Origin of the sequence: Streptomyces sp. NPDC048018, assembly GCF_043202995.1 — a bacterium.
In the GTDB taxonomy this organism is placed as follows: Bacteria; Actinomycetota; Actinomycetes; order Streptomycetales; family Streptomycetaceae; genus Streptomyces.
Genome location: NZ_JBIDBK010000001.1, coordinates 432257 through 454570, shown reverse-complemented (window position 1 = coordinate 454570; position 22314 = coordinate 432257). Strand labels below are relative to the sequence as shown.

Annotated in this window: 17 protein-coding genes and 1 riboswitch; of the genes, 7 read left to right on the top strand and 10 right to left on the bottom strand. The window is 74.5% G+C overall.

The window, feature by feature from the left end:
* Positions 1–123: 123 nt before the first annotated feature.
* Both ACGF1Z_RS02135 and ACGF1Z_RS02130 read right to left on the bottom strand, forming a co-directional pair.
* Positions 124–2862 carry a LuxR C-terminal-related transcriptional regulator gene (locus ACGF1Z_RS02135; RefSeq protein WP_392998911.1) on the bottom strand — a complete coding sequence of 913 codons (2739 nt, stop codon included), beginning with the start codon at positions 2860–2862 and terminating at the stop codon, positions 124–126.
* Between the two features lie 220 nt (positions 2863–3082).
* The gene (locus ACGF1Z_RS02130) at positions 3083–3967 is read right to left on the bottom strand and encodes an alpha/beta hydrolase family protein (protein WP_392998909.1); all 885 of its coding nucleotides are present in this window, start codon (positions 3965–3967) and stop codon (positions 3083–3085) included.
* A gap of 406 nt (positions 3968–4373) precedes the next feature.
* Here ACGF1Z_RS02130 and ACGF1Z_RS02125 point away from each other — a divergent pair, with 406 nt between their 5' ends.
* From ACGF1Z_RS02125 to ACGF1Z_RS02115, 3 genes are all read left to right on the top strand, one after another.
* Positions 4374–5246 (top strand): SIS domain-containing protein, encoded by an 873-nt coding sequence (locus ACGF1Z_RS02125; protein WP_392998907.1) that lies wholly within the window; start codon positions 4374–4376, stop codon positions 5244–5246.
* Positions 5247–5484: 238 nt separating this feature from the next.
* Complete coding sequence (locus ACGF1Z_RS02120; RefSeq protein WP_392998905.1) at positions 5485–6387, top strand: ketose-bisphosphate aldolase; 903 nt, start codon at positions 5485–5487, stop codon at positions 6385–6387.
* 9 nt (positions 6388–6396) lie between these two features.
* Complete coding sequence (locus tag ACGF1Z_RS02115; RefSeq protein WP_392998903.1) at positions 6397–7143, top strand: DeoR/GlpR family DNA-binding transcription regulator; 747 nt, start codon at positions 6397–6399, stop codon at positions 7141–7143.
* A gap of 51 nt (positions 7144–7194) precedes the next feature.
* Here ACGF1Z_RS02115 and ACGF1Z_RS02110 read toward each other — a convergent pair whose 3' ends face one another.
* The 5 genes from ACGF1Z_RS02110 to ACGF1Z_RS02090 all read right to left on the bottom strand — a co-directional run bounded on the left by ACGF1Z_RS02110 (position 7195) and on the right by ACGF1Z_RS02090 (position 12271).
* Positions 7195–8193 carry a pyridoxal-phosphate dependent enzyme gene (locus ACGF1Z_RS02110; protein WP_392998901.1) on the bottom strand — a complete coding sequence of 333 codons (999 nt, stop codon included), beginning with the start codon at positions 8191–8193 and terminating at the stop codon, positions 7195–7197.
* 368 nt (positions 8194–8561) lie between these two features.
* Complete coding sequence (locus tag ACGF1Z_RS02105) at positions 8562–8936, bottom strand: FKBP-type peptidyl-prolyl cis-trans isomerase (protein ID WP_392998899.1); 375 nt, start codon at positions 8934–8936, stop codon at positions 8562–8564.
* 363 nt (positions 8937–9299) lie between these two features.
* On the bottom strand, positions 9300–10007 hold the full coding sequence (locus tag ACGF1Z_RS02100) for a class I SAM-dependent methyltransferase (RefSeq protein WP_392998897.1): 708 nt from the start codon (positions 10005–10007) through the stop codon (positions 9300–9302).
* Positions 10008–10256: 249 nt separating this feature from the next.
* Positions 10257–11435: a Cmx/CmrA family chloramphenicol efflux MFS transporter gene (locus tag ACGF1Z_RS02095; RefSeq protein ID WP_392998895.1), complete on the bottom strand. Its 1179-nt coding sequence runs from the start codon at positions 11433–11435 to the stop codon at positions 10257–10259.
* Between the two features lie 482 nt (positions 11436–11917).
* Entirely contained in the window at positions 11918–12271 is a 354-nt protein-coding gene (locus tag ACGF1Z_RS02090) for an alpha-amylase (protein WP_392998893.1), read from the bottom strand.
* A 1137-nt stretch (positions 12272–13408) separates the two neighbouring features.
* On the opposite strand from ACGF1Z_RS02090, the gene ACGF1Z_RS02085 reads away from it, so the two are divergent.
* Together ACGF1Z_RS02085 and ACGF1Z_RS02080 are read left to right on the top strand one after the other, a co-directional pair.
* On the top strand, positions 13409–13744 hold the full coding sequence (locus ACGF1Z_RS02085; RefSeq protein ID WP_392998891.1) for a MerR family transcriptional regulator: 336 nt from the start codon (positions 13409–13411) through the stop codon (positions 13742–13744).
* Positions 13745–13988: 244 nt separating this feature from the next.
* Positions 13989–14192 carry a cold-shock protein gene (locus tag ACGF1Z_RS02080; RefSeq protein ID WP_331907913.1) on the top strand — a complete coding sequence of 68 codons (204 nt, stop codon included), beginning with the start codon at positions 13989–13991 and terminating at the stop codon, positions 14190–14192.
* Between the two features lie 49 nt (positions 14193–14241).
* Here ACGF1Z_RS02080 and ACGF1Z_RS02075 read toward each other — a convergent pair whose 3' ends face one another.
* Positions 14242–15453 carry a PP2C family protein-serine/threonine phosphatase gene (locus ACGF1Z_RS02075; RefSeq protein ID WP_393000272.1) on the bottom strand — a complete coding sequence of 404 codons (1212 nt, stop codon included), beginning with the start codon at positions 15451–15453 and terminating at the stop codon, positions 14242–14244.
* Between the two features lie 310 nt (positions 15454–15763).
* A riboswitch (ZMP/ZTP riboswitch) is annotated at positions 15764–15870 on the top strand.
* A 28-nt stretch (positions 15871–15898) separates the two neighbouring features.
* Between ACGF1Z_RS02075 and ACGF1Z_RS02070 the strand changes: the two genes are divergently transcribed.
* Entirely contained in the window at positions 15899–16753 is an 855-nt protein-coding gene (locus ACGF1Z_RS02070) for a bifunctional 5,10-methylenetetrahydrofolate dehydrogenase/5,10-methenyltetrahydrofolate cyclohydrolase (RefSeq protein ID WP_392998888.1), read from the top strand.
* 122 nt (positions 16754–16875) lie between these two features.
* Positions 16876–17664, top strand: coding sequence for a hypothetical protein (locus tag ACGF1Z_RS02065; protein WP_392998886.1), 789 nt, complete (start codon positions 16876–16878; stop codon positions 17662–17664).
* 116 nt (positions 17665–17780) lie between these two features.
* On the opposite strand, the gene ACGF1Z_RS02060 is transcribed toward ACGF1Z_RS02065, so the two are convergent.
* A complete protein-coding gene (locus ACGF1Z_RS02060) occupies positions 17781–19079 on the bottom strand; it encodes an SWF or SNF family helicase (RefSeq protein ID WP_392998884.1) in 1299 nt (432 codons plus the stop codon).
* The gene (locus ACGF1Z_RS02055) at positions 19076–22051 is read right to left on the bottom strand and encodes a DEAD/DEAH box helicase (RefSeq protein ID WP_392998882.1); all 2976 of its coding nucleotides are present in this window, start codon (positions 22049–22051) and stop codon (positions 19076–19078) included. Before ACGF1Z_RS02055 ends, ACGF1Z_RS02060 begins: the two co-directional genes overlap by 4 nt.
* Between the last annotated feature and the right edge of the window lie 263 nt (positions 22052–22314).

The window sequence follows — 22314 nt, the reverse complement described above, 5'->3', positions numbered from 1 at the left end:
GGAGCCGTGGCGGGCCGGCGGCGGCGGGTTGGAGCCGTCGCGGGCAGGAGGCGCGGGTTGGAGCCGTGGCGGGCCGGCGGCGGTGGGGTGAAGCCCCTCGCCCGTCGACCCGGCCCCCTCCGGTCACCGGTCGGAACGGCGACCGTCGCCCGGGGGCCGGGACAGGAGGCCCGACAGTTCGACGCGGGAGCGGACGCCCAGCCGGGCGAAGACGTTCCGCAGATGGTGGTCGACGGTGCGGCGGCTCAGCGACAGCCGGTCGGCGATCTCGTGGTTCGTCGCCCCCGCCGCCACCAGCCCGGCGATGCGCTGCTGCTGCGGAGTCAGCTCGCCCGCCGCGCCGGGGACCGCCCTGCCGCGTACCGCACCGCCGGTCGCCCGCAGTTCGGCCCGTGCCTGGTCGGCCCACACGCCGGCCGCCGCGCGTTCGAAGGTGACCAGCGCGTCGCTGAGCGGCCCTCGCGCCTCGACCAGACGCCGGCGCCGGCGCAGCCACTTGCCGTACGCGAGCAGGGTCCGGGCCCGCTCGAAGTCGTTGCCGCCGTCCTCGTGCTGCCGTACCGCCTCGCGGTACCAGTCGGCCGGATCCCCGGATCCGGCCAGCAGGGCCCGACAGCGGGCCAGTTGGGCGGGCGCCTGGGGGTCGAGGCCGAGCCCGGCCCAGACCGCGAACTCCTCGGCGGCCCTGCCGGCGTCGGCCTCCCGGCCCGCCGCGCAGGCGGCCTCGACGAAGCAGGGCACGACGAGCATCCGCAGGGCGAAGTGGCCGCCGCGCGGCCCTCGCCCGACCAGGGGAGCAAGTCGGGCCGCGGCCTGTACGGCGAGACCGCCCGCCAGTTCGGCCCGGGCGATCGCCCACTCGGCGAGCGTCGTCGCCTGGACGAGGCCGTGCGCCCGGGCGGTTCCGAGCGCACGGCCCGCGTGCTCCCTGACGGCCCGGGCATCGCCCCGGACGGAGGCCGCCAGGGCGAGGATCGCGTGCTGGTGGGCGGCCGCGTTGCGCTGCCCGGCGAGCTCCGCCGTGCGGAGCCCCTCCCTGGCGTGCGCGGCCGCACGCTCGTGCTGTCCGGCGCGCAACTCGGCGTAGGCCAGGTGCTCGAGAACCCGGCACAGCGGTACGGTCCCGGCCGTGGCACGCACCGTCGCCAGCGCGCGGGTGTGGACGCGTACGGCGGCGGGCGCGTCCCCGAGGACCAGGGCGGCCGCGCCCGCGCGCACCAGACGGCGTGGATCACCGGACGCGCCGTCCAGGGCGACGACCCGGGCCAGCGGCGCCCGCGCCTCCGCCAGCCGCGCGTCGAGCGCGGCGCACATTCCGTCGCGGAAGTACCGTTCCGCCGCATCGGCCTCGGCGGGCGATCCGGCGGGGCGTCGGGAGCCGGAGGGATCGCCGCCGGGGCCACCCCCGAGGGCGGTGGCGCAGGCCTCCGGGTCCCCGGCCGCCCACGCCGCCTCCATGGCGAGGAACCGCGCCTCCGCGGCGTCCAGCGGCGCCTCCTCGCGCAGCAGCGAATGGGCGAGGAGCAGCACGTGATGGGCGTCCCCGACCGGTCCGTCGCCCAGTCCGGCCACCCCGCGGGCGAGTTCGGCCCGTCCCCGCAGCACGTCGGGGGGCACACGGACGTCGTCCGGTACGTACGGCGCAGTGGGTGGCACCCGTCCGTCGTCCGGGGTGCACGGCGCATCGGACGGCACACGGACGTATTCGGTCGCGCGCGGCGCAGGGGGTGCTCCGCGGACGTCTTCCGGCGCCTGCGGAGAGGGCGGCGTCGTCCCGCTCGCCGCCGGCGCTCCGGCTCCGGTGGGAGGGGCGAAGAGGGCGGACAGCTCCCGGCGCCGAGCCGGCGGCAGCGTGCCCAGGACCGCGCGCCGAAGGAACGGGTCGTCGAACCGGAGTGCTGTCCGGGGCCCGCGCAGGAACCCGTCGGCGACCAGCCGGTCGAGCGTCTCGGGTGACGCGCGTACGGCGCGGGCCACCGCCTGGACCGCGTCGGCGCGGACCGGGCGGACCGCGTCGGAGCCGACGGGCCGCCCGGCCCGCGACTCCGGCTGCCCGGTGCCGTGCGGGGGCTCGCCGGCGACGGCCACCAGGGTCAACAGCCGCCCGCACTCGGCCGGCAGGGAGTCGAGGAGCCCCCGGTACACCTCGGACAGCAGGGCGTCGTCGGCGACCGTGCCCGGTGGCCCGCCGTCGGGTTCCGGACCGGCGCCGAACCGGGCGGCCGTCGCGGTCAGGACACCGGGATGGCCCGCGGCCTCGTCGAGCAGGCGCGAGCGGAGGGACGCCGGAAGGGGTACCCGGCACAGGTCGTCGAGCAGAGCCCGCGCCCCGGCGTCGCTCAGCCGCCCCAGGGTCAACAGCCGGGCACCCGGTACATCGGGGGGCCGGTGGTAGGCGGCGACCGACACGACCCACGCCCACGGTCCCCGGCTCCCGCGCCAGGCCGCGTCGAGCGAGGTGCGGGAATACGCGTCCCAGCGGTGCAGGTCGTCCAGGCAGAGCAGCAGCGGTTCGCCCGGACACAGCGCTTCGAGCGCGCCGGGCACGCCGCCCGGGCCGCGGGCCGCCCGCAGCGCGCGGCGCGCCGCCGAGGGCGTGGCGGCGAGGGCGGACAGGAGGGCGCGCACCCCGCTCCAGGGCACGCGGTTGCCACTGGGCGCGCCCACCAGGTGCGCCCGGACGGACGCGTCGCGCACCGCCCGGTCGAGCAGTGCGGTCCTGCCGGTGCCCGGGCGGCTGGTGAGCAGCAGGACGCCCCCCGCGCCTTCGGCGGCCCGCGCCGACAGCTCCGCCACGACGGCGAGACCGGACGCGCGGTCGTACAGCCGCGGAGCAGCGACGACCCTCGGCGCTCCACTCACGCCGTCACGGTACTGGCCGGTAAGAGCCGAGGAAAGAGGGAGGCGTTGGGCCGGGGTCCATACCTCGGGGGCGCCGGCTGTGCACGCCGACAATCGGCGCGGCCCGGGTCCGCGTCCCGGCACGCGCGGATGTGCGGTCTCCCGGGCGCCGAACGCGCCGGGCGGCCGGCAACCCCGGGATCCCGCCGCGTCCCCGGTACGCGGCGGGACGACGGGCGCGTCAGCCGAGGGGGCAGGTGCCCCGGTACTCCTCGATGGTCAGGCTCGGCCGCGGCAGGGGGCAGAGGAACTGGTCGTAGCGGGTGTCGTCGTCGATGAACCGCTTCAGCCAGGAGACGCTGTACTTCGCGATCGTCGTGTCGGAGCTGTTGGGGGTGAAGTGGGTGGCCCCGTTGAGCTCCAGGTAGGCCTTGTCCAGGGAGGCCGGCAGGCTCTCGTAGAAGGGCTCCGAGTGGGTGGCGACCGGGGCGATGGTGTCCGCGTCGGCGCCCACGATCAGGGTCGGGGTGCTGATCTCGGGCCACGTCTTGTCGGTGTTCCAGGCGGTGAGCGGGATGGCCGCCTTGAGCGAGGGCCGGCTCTTGGCGGCTTCGAGGGTGCCTCCTCCGCCCATCGAGTGGCCCATGACGCCCAGCCGTGAGGCGTCGACGCGGGAGCGGACCGTACTGCGCTGGGTCAGGTAGTCGAGGGCGGCGAGGAGTTGACGGCCCCGGCTGTCCGGCTGGTCCAGCGTGGTGAGGGTGTCGATCGTGAAGACGACGAAGCCCTGCGACGCGAGCCGGGGACCGAGCCACGAGATCGAGGACTCGTACGCGGTGAAGCCGGGGGAGATCACCACGGCGCCGAACGTGCCGTCGCTCGTGGAGGTGGGGTAGGAGATGGTGCCGCCGCCGAAGCCGGTGACGGCCAGGGAGGAGACGCTGGTCTGAGAGACCGCGTAGGCGCCGCGGGCCGCCTCGATCGAGGCCACGGTGGGCGCCGGCCCGCGCTGGTAGGGGTTGTCCGCGGCCGGTGCGGCGGGCGCGGCCGCGGCGGTGGCGGCCGGCGCGGCGAGGAAGGGGAGGCAGGACAGGGCTGCTGCTGCGGCGGCGATGTGTCGTTTCACGACGGAGTCGTCCTCTCGTGTCGTGTGCCGTCATGGCGTGGTGGCGAGGCGCCGACCGCTGGGCCGTCGGCGCACCGGTGCGGACCGGCCCCGTCACTCTCGGGGCGCCGGCGGCGGAGGACATCGGCGAAATGACCGGTCACCCGCTTCCGGATTCCGGCGGGCAGCCGTTCTCGCCGGGCGGCCGCGTCGCCGCGCACCGGGGCGCGGCGTGCCCGGCGGCCGGACGGATCCTGGCGCAGACGGGGCACCGGCGCAGATCCGGGCCTCGCACGGGCGCGGGCCGCCGCTGCTCCCGCTGCTCGATCCTGAACGCCGTGTGCGCAGTATTGCGCAAAGTTGAGATTCTGGACTATACATCGATCAACTTCACGCACCATTGTGCAGTCTTGCGCAGGAGGACTTCATGGCTCATGTCGACGACGAGATCGCCAGCCAGCCCGAGTGCTGGGAGCGTGCCCTCGCTCTGGCACCGGAGAACCTGCCGGCTCCCGGCGAGCGGGTGGCGATCGTCGGTTGCGGGACCTCGCTCTACATCGCCCAGGCGTACGCGACGCTCCGCGAGTCGCTCGGCAGGGGAGAGACCGACGCGTTCGCGGCGTCGGAGTTCCCGGCCGCACGGCGGTACGACCGGGTGATCGCCCTCACCCGCTCCGGTACGACCACCGAGGTGCTCGCTGCGCTCGCGCGCGTACGGAACGCCGAGACGGTGGCGATCACCGCGGACCCCGGCACCCCGGTCGGCGATGCCGCGCGCCACGTGGTCGCGCTGGAGTTCGCGGACGAGAAGTCCGTCGTGCAGACCAGGTTCGCGACCACCGCGCTCGTCCTGCTCCGCGCGCACCTCGGCTCCGCACCGGCCGACCTGCCCGAGCAGGCACGCCGGGCGCTGGACGAGCCACTGCCCGAAGGGGCCCTCGACGCCCGGCAGTTCACGTTCCTGGGCACCGGCTGGACCTGCGGCGTCGCCCAGGAGGCCGCGCTCAAGGTCCGTGAGGCGTCGTCCTCGTGGACCGAGTCCTACCCGGCCATGGAGTTCAGGCACGGACCGATCAGCGTCAGCGGTCCGGCCAGTCTGGTGTGGTTCCTCGGCGAACCGCCGGCGGGTCTCGTCGGGCAGGTCGAGTCGACCGGTGCCAGGGTCTCGACCTCCGCGCTCGACCCCCTGGCGGACCTGATCCGCGCGCAGCGCCTGGCGGTCGGCCTCGCGGTCAGGCAGGGCCTCGACCCCGACCACCCGCGCAATCTCACCCGCTCCATCGTCCTCGACCAGCCGTGACCCGGATGCGCGTCGCCCCGTCGGCGGCATGCCCGCGCTCCGCCGGCGCCGGTACGGAGCCCGGCACCGTGAGCGTCGTCGCCCGGGACGCCGCCGGGTGGACCGCCACGGGCGGTGGGCGGGAACGGCGCAGCGGTCCCCACCGGCCGCCCGGCCGCTTCGGTGCCGCCGGCCACGGCCGTACGCCCGGCCCGGTACGGATCGGGGAAGTCGACCCGGCACACCCTCAAGGAGAATCGTGACCCTCGTCGGAACCGGAGAGATCGTCGCACCCGCCCTGCGGAGCCGAAGCGGCGTCGGAGCCTTCAACGTCATCCAGCTGGAGCACGCCCAGGCCATCGTGGCCGGGGCGGAGGCCGCCGGGGCGCCGGTCGTCCTGCAGATCAGCGAGAACGCCGTGCGCTACCACCGGGGTCTCGCACCCATCGGCACCGCGGTCCTGGCGGTGGCCCGGGCGGCCACGGTGCCGGTGGCCGTCCATCTCGACCACGCGACCCGGCGGTCACTGGTGGAGGAGGCGGTCGAGCTGGGCTTCGGATCGGTGATGTTCGACGCCTCCGTCCTGCCGTACGAGGAGAACGTGCGGGCGACGGCCGACGTGGCGGCGTCGTGCCACGCGGCAGGCGTCTGGGTGGAGGCCGAACTCGGCGAGGTCGGCGGGAAGGACGGCGTCCACGCGCCCGGGGCGAGGACCGACCCGCGGGAGGGCGCCGAGTTCGTCTCGCGCACGGGTGTCGACGCGCTGGCCGTCGCCGTCGGCACGTCGCATGCCATGCTCACCCGCACCGCGACCCTGGACCTCGACCTGATCGCCGCCCTGCGGGCCGCCGTTCCCGTACCACTGGTGCTGCACGGCTCCTCCGGGGTGGCGGACGGAGCCCTGACGGCCGCGGTCGCGCACGGCATGACGAAGATCAACATAGCGACCCACCTCAACAAGGCCTTCACCGAGGCGGTCCGCAGGCGTCTGGCGGCGGAGGCCGAGCTGGTCGACACCCGGGTCTACCTGGGGGACGGCCGCGAGGCGGTGGCGGGGGAGGTGGCGCGCCTCCTGCGGATCCTGACCGCTCCCCACCCCGCAGGCCCGGCGGACGCCCCTGCCCGGAGCTGCGCCGAGGGCGCAGCCGGACGCCCCCTCTAGACTGCGCTCATGCTCAAAGCTGATCGCACAGCCCGAATTCTTGCGTACGTGAACGAGGAGGGCAGCGCCGACGTGCACGCGCTGTCCGACCTCCTGAAGGTCTCGACCGCCACCGTCAGGCGCGACCTCCAGGAGCTCCACGACCAAGGGCTGCTGCACCGTACCCGGGGCGGCGCGGTCAACTTGGAGGTGCCCCTGCGTCAGCGGCGGGAGACGCGTCAGGCGGAGAAGCGGCAGATCGCCCTCGCCGCCGAGAGCCTGGTGCCCGACGGCGCCGTGGTCGGGATGACGGGCGGCACGACGACGAGCGAACTGGCGAGGAGGCTGGCCGACCGGGGCGGCATCACCATCGTGACCAACGCGGTGAACATCGCGGCCGAGCTGATCGCCCGGCCCGAGACCCGCCTCGTGGTCATCGGCGGCATCGGCCGGTCGGCCAGCTACGAACTCGTGGGACCGGCGGCCGAGCGGATGCTCGCGCACTACCACCTGGACATCGCCTTCATCGGCGTCGACGGGCTGACGGCGAGCGAGGGCTGCACCACGCACGACGAGATGGAGGCGACCACGGACCGGGCCTTCCTGCGCAGCACGGCGCGGGCCGTCGTCCTGGCGGACAGCAGCAAGGTGGGCCGGGTCACCTTCGCCGACATCTGTCCGCTGTCCGACATCCACGACCTCGTCACGGACGACCAGCTCACCGAAGAGCAGGAAGCGGCCGTCGCAGCGGCGGGAGTACGGGTCCTGCGCGCCTGACCCGCCCTCGCCGGGCGGCCCGGCGCCCTGCCCCCGCCCCGAAGTCCCGCGTCATCGCGGTCCATGGGTGTGGAGGAAGACCACGGGGCCGCCCTCCAGCCGGCCGGCCGCGTCCAGGGCGAGCACGGCCGCGAGCGCCTTCGCGGTGTACGTGCGCTCCAGGGTCAGGCCCGCCTGTGCCGAGGCGCGGGCCAGTGCCTCGTCCCCGGCCCGTGTGGGGTGCGCGTAACCGGCACCCAGCCAGGCCGTCTCGGTGCGGATCGAGCCGGGGCCGGGGGCCGCGCCGCCCAGATCGGCGCCCCGCTTCCGGAGCAGGGCCGCGGAGCGGCGGGCCAGCCCGAGGAGGGTGGTGGAGTCCAGCCTCAGGGTGTCGTTGACCACGACACCCAGGACGCGGGTGCGCAGCCCCGCCAGCCGCAGTCCGAGGGCCAGCCCTGCGGCGGTACCGCCGGAGCCGACCGGGGTGACCACCCAGGCAGGCTCCGGCACCGTCCCGCCCTCGACCTGCGCGCCGAGCTCCAGGGCGATCTCGACGGCGCCGAGCGTGCCGAGCGGCGAGGAGCCGCCCGCCGGGAGGTAGTACGGCAGGGAGCGGCCCCGGGTGTGCCGGGCGAAGAGCCAGGGCGCCGCCAGGATCAGCCTGGTCCTGGTGTGCAGGAAGTGCAGCGTCGCACCGGAGGCGCGCAGCCGCTCCAGCTGGGCCCGCACATGCTCGTCGACGGGGTGGTCGATCAGGCCCAGGGCCACCGCAAGCCCCGTCTCCCGTGCGTAGCGGGCGACCGCGAGGCCCCAGTGGGTGCCGAGGCCGCCGACCGTCAGGATGGTTCCGGCGCCGCGCCGCCGGGCCTCGGGCAGCAGCCACTCCAGCTTGCGGACCTTGTTGCCGCCCCAGCCGCCGTCGCCGTATCCGCTCTCGTCCTTCACCCACAGTGCGGCGCGGGTGCCCAGCCCCGGCAGCGGCCGAACGGGCGTGGGCGCCTCGCCCAGGGGGAGGAAGGGAAGCGCACCGGTCAGTCCGGGACAGCGCCCGTGCAGCAGCGGAGCTCGCATGGAGGAGACCGTAGAACACCGTGCCGGGGATCTGAACGGCTCCGGGAGAAGTACTCCGCGTGAGGTCCTCTGTGAGCGTCCCGCCGAGTCCGGCGAGCCCGGGGCCGTCCCGCCCCCGGGCTCGTTCGCCGCAGAGGTCCGCCGCCCGGCCTCTCATCGAGGCACAAAGACTGCTTGCACGATCCTCTCGCCGAGCCCGCCACCGCCCCACGGCACGTGCCGAGATCCTGTGACGGCCGGGAGTGCAAGCGCCCGTTCGGCGTGCCCCGAGCGTCGACGCGTCCCGCACGCGCGGAGGTGCGTCCCTGACGTGGCCGACGGCCGGGCGGAGCGCCGGACCTCCGCAGGACACCGGACGCGGGCCTGCCTCAGACCGAGAGCAGGTCCACCACGAAGATCAGGGTGGAGCCCGCGGGGATCAGCGGCGAGGGCGACTGCTTGCCGTAGCCGAGACGCGGGGGAACGATGATCTCGCGCCGGCCGCCGACCCTCATCCCCCTCACCCCCCGGTCCCAGCCCTTGATGACCCGGCCGCCGCCCAGGGCGAACTTGAAGGGCTGGCCCCGGTCCCAGGAGGCGTCGAACTCCTTGCCGGACTCGAAGGTGACACCGACGTAGTGCACCCGGACCACCATGCCCGGCTTCGCCTCGGGCCCGTCGCCCACGACCAGGTCCCGGACGGTCAGTTCGGTGGGAGCGTCACCCTCCGGAACGTCGACCTCGGGCTTCGTCAGTTCGCTCATCGCAGCCTCATCACTCTTCGCCGGAAGCCCCGGCGGGGACCGTCCGGACGCATGGACCCTCCATGCACCAGCTGATCACGCTACCGAGCATCCCGATCGCCCGAGCACACCCCTCCGACCTGCCGGCGGGACCCCCGCGCAATGCGGCTTCCGCTCCGGTGAGGGAGGGCGCCGGCAGGGCAGCGGTGCCGGCGAGCTGTCCTACCGCAGCCGCCGGCACTCTGCCTTCGGCAGCGGCGGGCGGCGTCGACTGCACCGTCACGGGCACCGGCACGGACGAGGCCGGGGAGCACGACCGGAAGCGGGTCCACGGCGAGACCGCGTCGGGTGAGGAGACGTGCCGGCGCTCCGGTACCGCGGAGATCAAGAGGAACCAAGCGGCGCGGGGGAGTGCGACAGCAGGGGTTCTCCGGCCGCGGTGGCCACCGCGTCACGGCCAGGGGCGCCGGGCACGGTTCCCCGGACCAGTACGACGGCGCGGGCGCCGAGCCGGAGCTCCCGCGCGGCCGGAGCGGCGAGCCCGGCCGTCCCGGCCAGCCGGACCGCGTCCCCGGCCGTCCCGGGCAGCGCCAGGTCGGCGGCGACCAGGTCGGCGAACACCCCGCCGGGCCGGAACCCCGAGGCCAGGGGAAGGCTGAAGCCGATCCTGCCGCCGGGCCGGACCGCGCGCCGCCAGTCGGCCAGGGCGGCACTCCCCAGGAAGTGCAGCGAGGACGCGCAGAGCACCAGGTCGAGCGAGTCGTCGGCCACCGGCAGCGGCACGGCGGGCCCCACCCGCCAGTCGATGCTGCCGGCGACGGCGGCCCGCTCCGCCCGGGCCTGCCCTGCGGCCACCATCCCGGCCGACAGATCGATCGCCAGCACCGGCGTCGCCGGCCTCGGCTCCTGTCGGCGGCGGGCCACCGCCAGCGCCACCGCCCCCGTGCCGCAGGCGACGTCCGCCACCGCCTCGTCATGCGTCGGCGCCAGCCAGTCGGTCAGCTCAGACGCGATCATGTCGTGGTGCGCGTCGTCGTAGTCCCCCGACAGGGCGTCGAACGCCCGCGCCATCCGCTCCGCCGCACTCGTCATGATCCACAGCCTAGGTGTTGCCGGCCACGACGCCGGCGGCGCTCGCGTGGAGGCGTGAGACCGGAGGACGGTCACCGGCGGCGGTGCGAGGCCGGTGGTACTCGTGGGGGACCTTCCAGACCGCGATCGCCCGCGCCCGTGCCGCTTCAGCGGACCACTGCCTGGCCTACCGGAGTTCGTCGGCGAGGATGCGCTGGGAGCGCTCCACCTCGCGGTGGTCCTCGATGGTCGAGGGTGCGTGGGCATGTGTCACCGCAGCACCTTGGTGTTCCGGCCGGCCGTGATGGCGGTGAGGAGGGGAAAGGCGATGAGCAGCGCGACCGCGACGAGAAGCCCGCTGGTCCAGAACGGTCCGAGGGGCCCGGCCTCGGTGCCGAGCGTGGCCGCAGCGACGACGGGGCCGACGGCGGCGCCCACGTTCAGCGCCGCCGTCGCATACGAGCCGGCCATCGTGGGGGCTCCCGCGGCCTCGTAGAGGACCTGTGTGATCAGCGTGCTGCCCAGCGCGAACGCCAGCGCGCCCTGCACGAATACGAGGGTGAACAGGGCGGCCGGCCTGTCGGCCAGCACCGCCAGAGTCGGCCAGCCGATGAGCAGCAACGGACCGGCGATCGCGATGACCGGTCCGGGGCTTCGGTCGGACAAGCGTCCGGCGACCGTGACGCCCAGGAAGGAACCGGCACCGAAGAGCACCAGAGCGACAGAGATCCACCACTCGCCCAGCCCGGCGCTGTCGGTCACCACGGGGGCGAGGTAGGTGAGGCTGCCGAAGGTTGCCGCGTTCACCAGCGCGCCGATCAGCATCACCAGGATCAACCGCCGCCGGGCGAGCTGGGCGAGCTCCGCTCGCAAGGCCGGCTTGTCGGTCGCCTCGTCCTTGTCATGTCCTGCGGGGATGCCGTTCAGGATGCCGAGAGCCGCAGGCAGACAGAGGGCGGCGACTGCCCAGAAGGTGGCCCGCCAGCCGAGTGTGGTGCCGAGTACCGACCCGCCGGGGACACCGGCGATCGTCGCCACCGTCGTTCCCGACAGCAGGACGGCCAGCGCGCGTCCCTTCCTGTCAGGTGGGACCAGAGTGGCCGCAGCCGTCAGGCCGACGGCGAGGAACCCCGCGTTCGCGAGCGCGGCGACGACGCGGGTGGCGAACAGGACGGTGAAGCTCGTGGTGACGGCGCCCAAGGCGTGAGCTGCCGCGAAAACGAGGACGAACCCGAGAAGGGCCGGGCGCCCGGGCCAGTTGCGGGCAAGCGCGGCCATCAGGGGGGCGCCGACGATCATGCCGGTCGCGAAGGCCGAGGTGAGCACGCCTGCTGTCCCGACGGTGACGTCGAAATCCGAGGCGATGTCCGGCAAGAGGCCGGCGAGCATGAACTCCGAGGTGCCCATGGCGAAGACGGCCATGGCAAGCAGGTACAAGGCGAGAGGCATCGAGTGGGCTCCGAGGTGAGGAGAGGCACGAGAAGGTCATCTCGTCACCGCGGCCAGCCCCGAGCGCACACCCGTCCCACCGTAGAAGGTGGTGTGACGAAGGGCTACGGGCTCAGTGGTTCAGGGGGCTGACGGCGTGACCGAAAGCCCCCACCGTGTCTGACTCAGGACTCGACATGGCCCGCACGCTACCCGACCGACGCCCGTCGAAGCATCCTGCTTTCCCGGGCATCGGGCCGCGTCACCGACGTCCTGTCCCGCACCACCTGACGGGCGGTCCGCCCCGCCCCGCCCACGCCTTCCGCGCCGGGACGCCGCACTGCGTACGTCGGTGTGGCCCCTTCGGCGTCCACGCGGGCCGCATGGTCTTCCGCGGGCAGCCGTCCGGGATTCCGGACCGCCCGCAGCCGTCCGGAATCCCGGCGGCACCGGTGCGGTCGAGGCGGCAGTGGCCGAGCGAGGCGGCAGTGGAGTGCGAGGCGTCAACCGCTCGTCAGGCCCGCACGACTGGTGATCGTGGGGTCGCATGTCCGCAGCCCCGTGACGTAGTTGCCGTCCGATCCGTAGCCGGCGAAGGTCGCCCCTTCTCCGGGCTGCAGCGCCCGGCACGGGGCCCCTTGGCCGTTCGTGTACTGGACCGTGACGGAGACGGCGTCGCCGCAGCCGTTGTGGACGTCGGTGTAGCGCCAGCTCTGGACGTACTCCACGCACTCCGGAGCCGGTGATCCGGTGTCACCCACGGCGGGCGGGGCGGCGGTCAGGGGCATGAGGAGGCCGGCCGCGGCGGTGGCGGCGAGAGCGACGGGACGCGCTATCTGCTGCATGAGGTTTGCCATGCTGCGCAGCTTCGGCGCCCGCGAAACACTTACGCAAGTTGCTGCAAGTATTTTCAGCCACGCCTTCGGACGGAATGTCAAAGTCCAGCTCAACGAGGGTTTCCAGGAGTGAAAGAAGTTGCACTCCTGGTACTCGATGCCGCGAGGTGTCCGTGCCCACCTGCCGCTCTTCCCGGTGGCCGCGAGGGTCGGCGACCGGGGTGCCGCGAACCGCCGGCCTCGCAGTGGCCGGGATGCGACCGCCCCGGCGCCTCGCCGTCCCGCGCCTGCTCCGACTGCCGGCCCTGCCGGAGTGCGAGGGCTCGTCCTGATCGCCCACCCCGCGACGGTCGCTCCTGGGCGGCACCTCGCGCCCCGTGGGGCTCGCTGCCCGGGGTCGATTAGTTCATTGCCTCGCTCGCGAAAATCTATAGCGGCCGCAGTAGACATTGGGGAACGGCAGGGCTATGGTTTCTGCCGTAGCCAAGAAGGACAGCAGGGCCTGGCAGAGGAGAACTGCCGGCACGTGGTACCAGCAGGACACGCAGTTGCAGGACGGTACGGCGGTGGAGTCCCGAAGCCAGGGTTTTCGCAGGACGGCGACGGGGCTGACGGCCGGACCGGGTGGCCCGCAGTGATCAGGGGCCGCCGCGCCGGGGCCGCCGTCATGGCAGATGCGGCACCCGCGAACGCAGCACCCAGCAGTGAGGCAAGGATGCGGTACCCCTGGTGAAGGCGTCGGCTGCGGACGCGCGCATCGGGGTTCGGTAGGGGATTCCCAGCCCGAGCAGACGCAGGACGGGCGACGGGGCCGGCTGCCGGGATGGCGCTCTGAGAGGCCATCAGCAGTACCTGAAATACCAGCAGTTCGCAGTTCCCGTGAGGCAAGTGATCGATCCAGAGGGAAGAACGGAGGAGCCAACGCCATCAGGATCGCCCGGGCGGTGCAGTGAGCCCGGGTACCGCAGGACATCGATAGCGAGGTGGTCTCCGGTCACGCAACCGCGATCCCCGCACGCCCGACAGCAGCCAGGTCGGGTCCGCGGACACAGAAGGCCGGCACGGAATCAGGGCCGGCAGATGGTGTAGCAGTTCCTTCGGGGCCCGGGTGCCGGTACCGCACCCGGGCCCCTCGACGCGTTCCACGAAAGAGGTGCGATGACGGCAGACACTCCCTACGAACGTCTCGATGACGACGACTATCCCGCCTACACGACGGGCCGGGCCGCCGAGCTGCTCGGTGTGACCCCCGGCTTCCTCCGCGCCATCGGCGAGGCCCGGCTGATCACGCCGCTGCGCTCGCCCGGCGGCCATCGCCGCTACTCCCGCTACCAACTGCGTGTCGCCGCCCGCGCCCGCGAGCTCGTCGACCAGGGCACCCCGATCGAGGCCGCCTGCCGGATCGTCATCCTCGAGGACCAGCTCGAAGAGGCCCGGCGCATCAACGCCGCCTACCGCCGCGCCGCCCGATCGGCGGATCCGACGGCGGCCTGACCGAGGGTGCGCCTGCCGCCCCGCGGCGGGCCTGCCCGCACAAGATCCACGACGTGTGCTCGTTTCCTGTGGTGGGAGCGTGTCCGGGCGTGTACCGTCTGTGGCAGCTGTCGTGGTTCGGAAGTTCCCTTTGCCCACGCCTCGGGCGTGGGCGTTTTGCTGTGCTGTGCCGCAGGAACCAGGGCGATCACCTCCGCCTTCCACCACCTGGTGGGAGGCGTTCATCGACTGGAAGGCATCAGACATGGCTACCGGAACTGTGAAGTGGTTCAACGCGGAAAAGGGCTTCGGCTTCATCGCCCAGGACGGCGGCGGCCCGGACGTCTTCGCCCACTACTCCGCGATCAACTCCTCGGGCTTCCGTGAGCTCCAGGAGGGCCAGACCGTGACGTTCGACATCACCCAGGGCCAGAAGGGCCCGCAGGCGGAGAACATCAACCCCGCCTGACTCCCGCCCCGGGCCGAAGCGCCCGGTGAGTAAGGGTCGAGTGACACGTTCAGGACCGTGCAGCCACGGCTGCACGGTCCTGAACCGTTGTCCGGGCGTGGCTCTGAGCCTGGGGGACGGGACCGTGCCAGTCGAGGCAGAGCACGGTGGCGTCGTCGGGGAGATGACCCTCGCAGACGTCGGCGACCGCGCCGATGAGGTGGCGTACGACCTCGCGGGGGTGCTCGGTGGCGGTGTCACTGATGAGAGCGGAGAGGTCGAGGTCCTCGGCCGGGCCTTCTTGCATGCCGTCCGTATAGAGCACGAGGCGGTCACCGGGGCGAAGATCCAGCTCCTGGACCCGGTAGCGGCCCTGCGTGGTGATGCCGAAGGGAAGGTCCGCGTGCAGCGGGATCTCGCTGACCAGACCCCCGCGCAGACGCAGTGGCCAGGGGTGGCCGGCGTTGACGAGCCGGGCGCCGCTCCCGTCCAGGGCGATGCGCAGCAACTGGCCGGTGGCGAAGGTTCCCCGGCCGTGGCCCAGGAGGGCCTTATGGGTCTCGCCGGCCTGCTCCACCAGGCCGGCGCCGGCCCGGCGAGCGCCCCGGGAGGCGTTGACGACCAGCGTGGCCATGAGCGCGGCATCGACGTCGTGACCCATGGCGTCGGTGACGGACAGGTGCAGGGTCTCGCGGTCCAGGGCGTAGTCGTAGGTGTCCCCGGCGATGTTGTCGGCCGGTGCCAGGGCGCAGGCGAGAGCGAACTCGGAGGCCTCGCAGGAGGGGGACGAGGGCAGGAGCTGACGCTGGATCTCCGCGGCCAGGCTGACCCGGGTGGTGCGCTGGCCCCAGTGGTAGAGGTCGGTGAAGCGGCGATCGGTGACGACGATGTACGCCAGCGCGTGTGCGGCCTCCTCGATCTGCTCCAGCACCTCCGGGGCGACGCGAGGCAGGAACAGCTCCAGGACCCCGAGGGTGTCACCGCGGTTGGTGACCGGGGCCAGCACCCGGTACCCCTGCCCGTCGACCCGCAGGTGGACCAGCTTCTGGCCGTGCAGTACCTCGTCGTAGGCACTGCCGGCGAGGGGAATGCGGTCGGGGCCGCGTTCCTGCCGTGCGGTCGCCTCCTCGCTGACCCGCACCATGCGCCGGCCGGCGACGTCGACGAACAGGAACGACACGGACCGGGCCCCGAACCGGTCGCGCAGATTGCGTGCCACGACGTTGAGGGAGTCCACCGGCGCGGCCTTCTCCGCCGCTGCCAGGACCTCGGCCAGCCCCATCCGATCACGCACCCCACCAGCCTCTCAGGATCACGGGCCGCCTTCCTGCCGACACGAGGGAACCACTGCCGGGAAGCGCCGCGCCTCGGGCACTTCCCGGGGGCCGGGTGTCGCCCTGCGGCCCGGCCGCTCGGCGTCTCCCGCCGCCCCGGCGGCCTCCGTCCCTGTGGCCCATCCGTCGTGCGACTCGGCCCCCGGCGAGCCGTTCGTCACCCAGGCGTCGTCGTTCCCCGGCGGCCCGCCGACAGGTCGCCGGGCAGGCCGCACACGGCCCCGACCGGAGCCTGCACGACCCGGTCACGTACAGTGGTGCCCGGGCCGTGACTGGCGCTTGAGGTGGATCACCACCGGGGAGCGGCCCGGCGGACGCGCGGCTCCCGCGCGGACGTGTCGCAGCCGTGCGCCTGGGCGAACCCCGTTCCTCGACGACGCCCAGGAGTGGCCCATGTCCACCAGCACCGCACGCCTCATGGACGGCACCGCGCTCGCCCGTCGCACGGTCGAGGAGACCGCCGTACGCGCCGCCGAGATCACCCGCCGCACCGGCGTCACCCCCTGCCTCGCGACCGTCCTCGTCGGCGCCGACCCGGCCTCCGTCACGTACGTGAAGATGAAGCAGAACCGCTGCGCGAAGGCCGGCATCCGCTCCCGACACGTCGAGCTCCCGGCCGAGACGACCACCGAGGAGCTCGTCGCGGCGATCACCGCGCTCTCCGAGGACCCCGACGTCCACGGCATCCTGCTGCAGCACCCGGTCGGCCCGCACATCGACGAGCGCGCCGCCTTCGAGGCGATCGCCCCGGAGAAGGACGTCGACGGCGTCACCATGGCCTCGTTCGCCGCCATGGGCTTCGGCCTCCCCGGCTTCGCGTCCTGCACCCCCGGCGGCATCATGCGGCTGCTCGACGCGTACGACGTCGAGCTCAGCGGCAAGCGTGCCGTGGTCGTCGGCCGCAGCGCCATCCTCGGCAAGCCGGCCGGTCTGCTGCTGCTCGGCCGCGACGCCACCGTCACCTACTGCCACTCCCGCACCGCCGACCTGCCCGCCGCGATCCGCGAGGCCGACATCCTGGTCGCCGCAGTCGGCAAGCCGCAGTTCATCAAGGGCCAGGACATCAAGCCCGGCGCCGTCGTCGTCGACGCCGGCTACAACCCCGGCAACGTCGGCGACGTCGACTTCGACAGCGCCGCCGAGCGGGCCTCCCTCATCACCCCCGTCCCCGGCGGCGTCGGCCCGATGACCATCGCGGTACTGCTCGCGCAGACCGTCGACGCGGCCGAGCGCCAGCTGGGTCTGTAGGCACACGTGCGGCGGGCTCCGGGTCTCGTGCGAGCTGCGGGATTGTCACGGTTCTGTACGAGCGGGGCCCAACTCACCGGTATCGCTCGCCACACGCGCGCAGGCGGGCGACCCTGAATCCCATGCTCCGCCCGTCGACGGAATCCCCGTCCCGCGACGCCCGGCCGCCGAGACGGCCGGGCGTCGTCGTCCTGCCGGTCGCCGTACTCGCCGCGATCCTCGCCCTGTCCGTCACCGCACACGGCGGTGGCGGTCCGGGCGACGGCGACGTGCGCGCCACGCCGTCCGGTCCGGCCGTCACCGGCTCCGACACGCAGGACGCGTCGGACGGCGACCCGGCTGACGCGGAGGCCCCGGGCGTGGGGCAGCAGCCTTCCGCGCAGGGCGAGAGCCCCTCGCCCCTGCCCACCCGCACGGCCCGCCGCACCACGCCACCCCGCACGGGCCCGGGCCCCACGCACACGCCGGCCTCCGGTTCTCCCACCGCCCCCGCCGCGCCCTCCGGAACCGCGCGCCCACGGCCGCGGCCGACCGCGCCCCGCCGCGCCGCGACGTCCCCCGCCCCGACGCCGTACGACGGGCTGCGTGTCGGCGCCTGCTTCGACATCGACCGCGACGCGCTGGGTACCGTCGTCCGCCGCAACTGCGACACGCCGCACGACGCGGAACTCGTCGCGCGGCTCCGCCTCTCGGGCCGCTTCGCCGACGACCGGGCCGTCCGGGACGCGGCGGCCGCACTGTGCCGGGGGCCGCTGCGCCTCAAGGCCGCCGATCAGCCGCTCGGCACCCGCTGGACGACCTTCGTCCAGTACCCCTACCGCACCAGCTACCTTCTGGGCACCGACACGGTCGCCTGCAGCCTGGCCGTCCCGTCCGGAACGGGCCGGAAGCTGACCACGCGCCTGCAGTGACGCCGCCGGGACGAGGCCCCACCGCTGCCGTCCCGCCCGGAACCCGCGCCCCGTCCGCACCCGGGCGGTCCGCACCCCCCTGCCTCCGGCGCCGCACCACCCCGTCCCGCGCCCGCCTACGGCGCCGGCCGCACCGCCCCGGCCAGCGCCGCAGCCGGGTCGTGCTCCGCCGGGCCCGCCGGGGCCCAGTGGGCGCCCTCCCTGCGGTAGGGCCACCACCGGCCGTCCTCGCCGAGGCGGAGCTGGGTGTCCGAGCCGACCACCGTCCAGTGGGCGGGGCCGGACCTCCGGAGAACGGGGTGCTCGTCCCCCTCCCAGGCCTCCGCCAGTCGGGCCTCGGCGCGTCGGAGGGCCTCGGGGCCCGGGGTCCACTCCTCCTCCAGGACCGTCAGGGCGGCCGGACCGCCGAGCCGCCAGGCGCGTACGGCGAGGTCGAGGCCGGCCCGGGTGCGCCCGGAGCCCTCCGCGAGGCGGCTCGCGATCCACGGGGCCGGGGCGCCGGCGGCGAGCCGTACCGCGTCCTGAGCAGCCGTCAGCGGGGGTTCGCCGGGCGTGGCCGCGCCGGAGAGCAGACGGTGCGCCCGGGCCGCGGCGTCCGCGGCGAGGAACTCCAGGGCCGCCGGGTCGATCCCCGGTTCCGGGTCGGTCTCGGTGTCGAGGGACGGCGGCCCGCCCGGAGCCGCCGACGGAACCGGTGGGGCGGGCAGCGGCGGCAGGATGTCGCGAGCCGCGAAGGCCTCGGCGGCCGACACGCCCGAACCGGTCCGCGCGGCCTCACCCGGGTGCGGCGCGCCATGGGCCTCCTCGACGCCCGCCGCCCGCGCGGCGCTGCGTTCCTGCAGCGCCTCGACGACCGCCCGCTCCCCGCGCCCCCGCATCAGGAGGAGCACGAACGGATCCTGGTCGAGCAGCCGCGCCATCTGGTAGCACAGGGCCGCCGTGTGGGGGCAGTGGTCCCACGCCTCGCAGCCGCACTCCGGCTCCAGATCGCCGATGCCCGGCAGCAGTTCGATCCCGGCGGCCGACGCGTCCTCCACGAGGTGCGGCGGCATCTCCCGGTCCAGGAGGGCCGCGATGTGGCCGGCACTGTCGGCCGCGAGGTCGACGAGCCGGTCCCACTCCTCCTCGGACAGCTCCTGGAGGAGCACGTCGCTGCGGTGGGCCGAGCCGTTCCCGTCCTGCACCACGGCCGTGATCCGGCCCGGCCGCACCGACACGGCGCCGACCGCTCCGGCCCGCGCGTGGCGCCGCCCCGCCTTCAGCTGCCGGCCGTCGAGGGCCGTGTCCTCCAGTGCCTTCAGCCACGCCCGGCCCCACCAGGTCCGGGCGAAGGCACCGCCCTGCACCGGCGGCAGCGCCGCGAAGGTCCGCTCCTCGCCGTCGCCGTTCCCCGGCCCGTTCCCGTACCCGCTCATCGTCCGTCCTCCCCGCGCAGGCGCACCAGTTCGGCCAGCTCGGCGTCGGTCAGCTCCGTGAGGGCCGCCTCGCCCGAGCCGAGCACCGAGTCGGCGAGCGCCCGCTTGCGCTCCAGCATGTCCGCGATGCGGTCCTCGATCGTGCCCTCGGCGATCAGCCGGTGGACCTGTACGGGCTGCGTCTGCCCGATCCGGTACGCCCGGTCGGTGGCCTGGGCCTCGACGGCCGGGTTCCACCACCGGTCGTAGTGCACGACGTGACCGGCCCGCGTGAGGTTGAGGCCGGTACCCGCCGCTTTCAGGGACAGCAGGAAGACGGGCACCTCGCCGGCCTGGAAGCGGGCGACCATCGCCTCGCGTTCGGCCACCGGCGTGCCGCCGTGCAGGAACTGGGCCGGCACGCCGCGCGCCGCGAGATGCTCCTCGAGCAGACGGGCCATCGCCACGTACTGGGTGAAGACGAGCACGCTCGCGTCCTCGGCGAGGATCGTGTCGAGGAGCTCGTCGAGCAGCTCCAGCTTGCCCGAGCGGCCCCCGATGTGCGGCCGGTCCTCCTTCAGGTACTGCGCGGGGTGGTTGCAGATCTGCTTGAGCCCCGTGAGCAGCTTGACCACCAGGCCGCGCCGTTCCATCCCGTCGGCCCCGGCGACGGCGGCCAGCGTCTCGCGCACCACCGCCTCGTACAGCCCCGCCTGCTCCTTGGTGAGCGCCACGGCGTGGTCGGTCTCGGTCTTGGGCGGCAGCTCGGGCGCGATGCCCGGATCGGACTTGCGCCGCCGCAGCAGGAACGGCCCGACGAGCGCGGCGAGTCGGGTGGCCGCGCCCGGATCGGCGCCGCCCTCGACGGCGGAGGCGTAGCGTGTACGGAACGCGCCGAGCCCGCCGAGCAGCCCCGGGGTGGTCCAGTCGAGGATCGCCCACAGCTCGGACAGGTTGTTCTCGACGGGCGTGCCCGAGAGCGCCACGCGCGCCTTCGAGCCGATGGTGCGCAGGGCGCGCGCGGTCGCCGAGTACGGGTTCTTGACGTGCTGCGCCTCGTCGGCGACGACCAGCCCCCACGGCACCTCGGCGAGACTGGCGGCGTCCAGCCGCATCGTGCCGTAGGTGGTGAGGACGAAGCCGCTGTCGGCGGGGGCGTGGGGGGAGCCCGCCGCGAGTCCCTCCAGGGTGCGCGACGCGCCGTGGAAGCGCCGCACGGGTGTGCCCGGCGCGAACCTCTCGATCTCCCGCTGCCAGTTGCCCATCAGGGAGGTGGGGCAGACCACGAGGGTCGGGCCGGCCGTCTCGGGGTCGCTCCGCCGGTGCAGATGGAGGGAGATCAGTGTGATCGTCTTGCCCAGGCCCATGTCGTCGGCGAGACAGCCGCCGAGCCCGAGCGAGGTCATCCGGTGCAGCCAGCCGAGGCCGCGCAGCTGGTAGTCGCGCAGCGTGGCGGCGAGGGCGGCGGGCTGGGCGATCTCCTGTGCGCCGCCCTCGGGGTCGGCGAGCCGTTCCCGCAACCGCTCCATCCAGCCGGTCGCCCGGACCTCGACCGGGCGACCGTCGATCTCGGTGCTGCCGGTGAGGACGGCGCCCAGCGCCTCGACCGCGGTGAGTTTGCGGTCCCGCTGCTCCCGGGCGCGGCGTAGCTCGTCCGGGTCGACGAGCACCCACTGGTCGCGCAGCCGGACGAGCGGGCGCCCGGCCTCGGCCAGCCGGTCGAGCTCGGCGCGGGTGAGCTCCTCGTCGCCGATCGCGAAGCGCCAGTCGAAGGCGAGCAGGGCGTCCGCGGACAGGAAGGACGGCAGCGCGTCGCCCCGGTCGCGGGAGCCGGACCCGGAGCCGTCCTGGTCGGGCGGTCCGATCACCGCGCGGGCGGTGAGCCGGTGGGCGGCCTCGCGGGGCCAGTGCACGCGGACGCCGCACGCGGCGAGCGCACGGGCGGCCGGGCCGAGGAGTTCGGCGATCTCCTCGTCGGCGAGGTCGACGGCGTCCGGCACGGCGGCCGTGAGCAGCGGGGACAGCGGCGGCCACGCGCGCGCCGCACGGCGCAGCGCGAGCAGTGCGTCCATCCGGGCCCGCGCGCCGAAGGCCGCGCCGGCCGGAGTCGTTCCCGCCCACACCTCGGCCGCGTCCGCGACGAGGGCCGGGTCGGCGGCGGCGTGCATCTGGAGGACCACGCGGAAGGCGGGTGCGGACCCGTCGGCGTAGGCGCCGGCCCGCTCCGTCCCGGCGTCTCCGCGGCCCGCCTCCGTCACGTCGGCGGGCCCGTCGGTCAGGAGCTCCACGCGCAGCGAGAGCCGCACCCCCGCGTCGTGACCCGCCGCCACCTCCGCCGCCCAGGCCCGCTGGTGCGGGAGGGACTGCGGGTCGTGGTGTTCGTCGGCCGCGAAGGCGGGCCCGCCGGCGGCCAGCGGGGCTGCCGGGGTACGCGGCAGCGTGTCGGCCACGGCGTCGGCGAACGCCCTGAGCAGGAACTCGGGTTCGGGCAGCAGCGGCCCGCCGTCCTCGGCCGGCTCCGGCAGCGGTACGGCGTGGGCGGACGGTGGCATGGAGGCGGCGAGGTCGCGCAGGGCGGCCAGGTCCTCCGGGCCGAGCGGCCCGACCCGCCAGGCGTCGAGATCGCCCTCGGTGAGTCCGGGGAGCAGCAGGCCCCGGGCGACCAGGTCGAGCGCGAACAGCGAGGCGGCGCCCCAGAAGGCCGCCGACGGTGCGGCGTCCTCGGCGAAGCGGGCCCGCGCGAGGACGGGCAGGGCGTCCCGTACGGACAGCAGGAGGGCGGGCACGGTGACGGTCCGGACGCCGTCGTCGACGACCGTCAGGGTGGCGGGCGTCGCGTCGTCCGCGGTCGGTGCGCCGAGGGCGGCGTCCGGGGACCAGAAGGCGAACCGGCCCGTGCGGGGCGGATCGGCGGGCAGGAAGAGGACGGACCGGCGGGCGAGTTCATCGGGGTGGAGCGAGGACGAGGGCGACTGCGACGGAGACTGCGACAACGCATTCCTCAAATTTGACTACTAGGTCGAGCGGCCGAGGGTACAGGAAGCCGGACCGCCCCGCGTGCCCCCGCTCGGTGATCCACGTCACGCGACGTGGAGGGGGCCGGGGGCGGGGGTGGGGAAGGCCCCACCCCCGCCCCCGGGGCGCCCCCCCGACCCGCTCCGGGTGGTGACGCCATGGTCCCGGACGATCACCGATCCGTAGGTTTCATGGAGCCGGCGCGGCCCGCGCGACGGCCTCTTCCACGGACCCTTCCTCG

Excerpts from the sequence above, each read along its gene's own strand:
- ACGF1Z_RS02125 (WP_392998907.1), top strand. The coding sequence starts at position 4,374 with ATGGCTCATGTCGACGACGAGATCGCCAGCCAGCCCGAGTGCTGGGAG.
- ACGF1Z_RS02115 (WP_392998903.1), top strand. The coding sequence starts at position 6,397 with ATGCTCAAAGCTGATCGCACAGCCCGAATTCTTGCGTACGTGAACGAG.
- ACGF1Z_RS02110 (WP_392998901.1), bottom strand. The coding sequence starts at position 8,193 with ATGCGAGCTCCGCTGCTGCACGGGCGCTGTCCCGGACTGACCGGTGCG.
- ACGF1Z_RS02105 (WP_392998899.1), bottom strand. The coding sequence starts at position 8,936 with ATGAGCGAACTGACGAAGCCCGAGGTCGACGTTCCGGAGGGTGACGCT.
- ACGF1Z_RS02100 (WP_392998897.1), bottom strand. The coding sequence starts at position 10,007 with ATGACGAGTGCGGCGGAGCGGATGGCGCGGGCGTTCGACGCCCTGTCG.
- ACGF1Z_RS02095 (WP_392998895.1), bottom strand. The coding sequence starts at position 11,435 with ATGCCTCTCGCCTTGTACCTGCTTGCCATGGCCGTCTTCGCCATGGGC.
- ACGF1Z_RS02090 (WP_392998893.1), bottom strand. The coding sequence starts at position 12,271 with ATGGCAAACCTCATGCAGCAGATAGCGCGTCCCGTCGCTCTCGCCGCC.
- ACGF1Z_RS02085 (WP_392998891.1), top strand. The coding sequence starts at position 13,409 with ATGACGGCAGACACTCCCTACGAACGTCTCGATGACGACGACTATCCC.
- ACGF1Z_RS02080 (WP_331907913.1), top strand. The coding sequence starts at position 13,989 with ATGGCTACCGGAACTGTGAAGTGGTTCAACGCGGAAAAGGGCTTCGGC.
- ACGF1Z_RS02075 (WP_393000272.1), bottom strand. The coding sequence starts at position 15,453 with ATGGGGCTGGCCGAGGTCCTGGCAGCGGCGGAGAAGGCCGCGCCGGTG.
- ACGF1Z_RS02070 (WP_392998888.1), top strand. The coding sequence starts at position 15,899 with ATGTCCACCAGCACCGCACGCCTCATGGACGGCACCGCGCTCGCCCGT.
- ACGF1Z_RS02065 (WP_392998886.1), top strand. The coding sequence starts at position 16,876 with ATGCTCCGCCCGTCGACGGAATCCCCGTCCCGCGACGCCCGGCCGCCG.
- ACGF1Z_RS02060 (WP_392998884.1), bottom strand. The coding sequence starts at position 19,079 with ATGAGCGGGTACGGGAACGGGCCGGGGAACGGCGACGGCGAGGAGCGG.